The following is a 3,080-nucleotide window of genomic DNA, read 5'->3' as shown; positions in this document are numbered from 1 at the left end:
GGTGTTTTTCACCCCCCTTCCCCCCCCGGTGTGTGCTTTTTTGTTTATTTTTTCAAGTGCCCAAAACAACGCGGGGGGGGGGGCCCTGCCCACCCCCCCCCCCCCCGACCGGAGTTGGCACTGACGGCCCATCAGGAAATGATGTGGCGGTCTTTCAGCCGCGGTGCACGGTGATGGTGGTCCAGGCACCGACATGAATCCGGTCGCCGTCGTTCAGCGGGATCGCGGTGTGCGGGGTGATCGGCTCCGCGCCGCCGTTCACGGTGGTGCCGTTGGTCGAGTCCTGGTCGACCAGGACCCAGCTGCCGTCCGCCTGTTCGGCGAGCAGCGCGTGCTGGTGCGAGGCGCCCGGGTCCTCCGGCGGGACGGACAGGTCGATCTCCGGCACCGTGCCGCGGTGCTGGCTGCGCCGTCCGATCCGCAGCTGACCGCGGCCGGTCAGCGGGATCCGGCGCTCGGGGCAGTACGGCGGGAAGAACAGGCCGGCCGCCTCGGGGCCGCTGCGGGCCATCATCTCGGTGAAGTAGTCCCGGTCGGCCGCGACCACGGCGATCCAGTTGGTCCGCACCGGCTCGGCCGGGGCGGGTTCCTGGGGTTGCTGCGGCTGTGCCTGCTGCGGCGGGGCCAGGTTGAAGGAGGTGCCGAAGTCGCCGCCGCGGCTGTTCGGGCCGGGGCCGGCCGGATGGGCGTAGACCGGGCCGGAGTCCTCGCGCACGGAGGTGTCGGGGAACGCGCCCTCCGGCGCGGGCCCCTCGCCCCCGGCGTGGTGGCCGGGAGGTGCCGCCGGCCCGGTGCCGGGCTGGGCGGGCGGGTAGCCGTAGGTGTGTGCGGGGGCCTGCGGCTGCTGCTGGACGGGCGGCGCGACGGCCTGCTGGGCGGCCGGCGGCTGTCCGAACGGTGACTCTCCGAACGGCGGCTGGCCGGCCGGGGCGTGACCGAACGGCGGCTGTCCGAACGGGGGCTGTTCGAACGGCGGCCGGCCGGCGGGCGCGTGACCGGGCGGGGCCTGCGGCGGGGTGCCGCCGTAGGCCGCCGGAATGTTCAGCGGCGGCTGCTGGGCCGGGCCGGGCGGGAGGTGGCCGGCGCCGGGCATCTGGCGGCGCGAGGGCGTGGAGAGCTCGTAGTCGTAGCCGCACTCCTCGCAGAACCGTCCGGTCTGCGGGCTGCGGCAGATCGGGCAGAAGGTCAGGCCCGCGGTGAGGCCCTGCGGCCCGGCCTGGGGCTGGACGGCCCCGTGCGGGGGCGGGGGCACCATGCCCGGGGGCGGCAGGGGTGCCCCGGGCGGCGGGACGGCTCCCGGGGGGACGGCCCCCGGCGGCATCGGCGGCGGAGGCGGCGGAGCGCCGAAGGACGCGCCGCCGTACCCCGGGTGGTGTCCGGCGTGCGCGCCGGGCGCGGGGTCGGCCCCGGGCGCCCCCGGGTAGCCTCCGTGCGCCCCCGGCGTGGGGGCCGGCGGAGTCATCGGGAAGCCGCAGAAGTCGCACCAGTCCTCGGCCTGCGACTCGTGGCCCCTCGGGCAGATCGGCATCAGGTCCCCCTCGTTTCGGGCCGGCTCGGTGCGGCGTCGCGCCGGGGTGCCGGCCCGGTCACGTCTTCAGCGGTCACTTCTTCACACGTACCGTCTTGGTCGACCGGGTCTCAAGGGTCATCGAGTCGGCCTCGCTCACGTTCTTACGGAACCGAACCGTACCCTCCTTCGGGTCCACCACGTCCACCACCTTCTGGAGCAGCTTGTAGGTGCCCTCGTTCCCGGTCGAGTGGGCGATCCGGACGGCCGCGCCCAGCTTGGCGGTCGCGCGGTCGACGTCCCCGGCCCGGTGGGCCTCCAGGCCCTCCTGGATGGAGGAGGCGAGCTCGGCCTGCCCGGTGTAGTGGGCGACCTGCGGGCTGATCCGGGTGGAGGAGGCCAGGTCGTCGGTCCAGACCGCCTTGACCAGGCCCTGGGTGAGCACCTCCGGGGTGCCGCCGGCGACCTGGTCGGGCAGTACCAGGCTGATCCGGGCGGCCAGCATCTCGTTGCCGACCGAGGCGGCCGGCACCTCGACGCAGACGTGGTAGTCGCGGCTCTCGTCGCCCCAGGAGCCGGTGGGGTAGTCGCCGGCCCGGGGCCCGGCCTCGGTGCGGCGGGAGGTCAGGTCCTCGACCGCGGGGGCGACCTGCTTGACGAACCTGACCGTGGCGTTGGCCGGGGTCCAGATCCGCAGGGCGACGTCGGCGACCTGCTTGCCCATCGCCCCGGCCATCATCGAGCGGAAGTCCTCGGCCAGGCCGGAGGGTTCGGCGACGATGTCGGTGGTGCCGAGCAGCGCCGACGAGATCCTGCGCAGCTCGTCGATCCGCCAGTCGGTGCCCACGCCGCGGCAGTCGGCGGTGAAGTGGCCGGTCACCAGTTCGATGGTGCGGGCCAGGTCCTCGGCGGACTCGTGCTCGTTGTTGCCGTCGGTGAGCAGGACGGCGTGCCGGATGGCGATGTCGCGGCGGGTGAGGAAGAGCTTGTCGGCCTTGGCCAGCCAGGTGCCCATCGCGGTGCCGCCGGCGGCGGTGAGCCGCCGCAGCGACTCCTTGGCCTGCCCGCGGGTGGTGGCGGAGGCGATGGCGAGGGTGCCGTCGCCGGGGTAGATGTCGCGGGCCTCGTGGGTGCCGGCGACCACGGCGAAGGCGGTGCCGTCGCGCAGTGCGTCGATGGCGGCGGCGGTGGCCTCGCGGGCGCCGTTGATCTTGCTCTTGGGGTAGTCCATCGAGCCCGAGCAGTCCACCAGGACGACCACGGCGGCCGCGGTGCCGGTGCCCGCCGGGGTGGCGTCGGCGAAGCCGAGCGGCCGGCCGCCGGAGGTGCCGCCGCCGGTCGCGGTGACGGTGACGATGGCGTTGACCTCGCGGGCGCCGTCGGCCAGGTACTCGTTCTGGAAGATCTCCACGTTGAACCTGGGCAGGTTCGGCTTCGCCAGTGTTGCCATGGGGCGGTCGGCTCCCGTCGGGTGAGGGGTGGACGTGCTCAGGACGGTGGGGCGGCCCGCCGGGCCCGCCGGGCCCGCCGGGCGGGCCGGCGGGCCGTGCTGCCGGGGCGTCCGGCGGATGGT

Annotated in this window: 2 protein-coding genes; both read right to left on the bottom strand. The window is 74.8% G+C overall.

The features are described from left to right. Window positions 1–154: 154 nt before the first annotated feature. Window positions 155–1,528: an FHA domain-containing protein gene (locus ACWGJO_RS40000; RefSeq protein WP_452190656.1), complete on the bottom strand. Its 1,374-nt coding sequence runs from the start codon at window positions 1,526–1,528 to the stop codon at window positions 155–157. Between the two features lie 73 nt (window positions 1,529–1,601). Then, window positions 1,602–2,957, bottom strand: a complete 1,356-nt coding sequence (locus tag ACWGJO_RS39995; protein WP_452190654.1) for a vWA domain-containing protein — start codon at window positions 2,955–2,957, stop codon at window positions 1,602–1,604. Window positions 2,958–3,080: the final 123 nt, after the last annotated feature.

This window comes from Kitasatospora sp. NPDC054795 (assembly GCF_053611565.1).
This window is presented reverse-complemented; position numbering and strand designations above follow the sequence as displayed.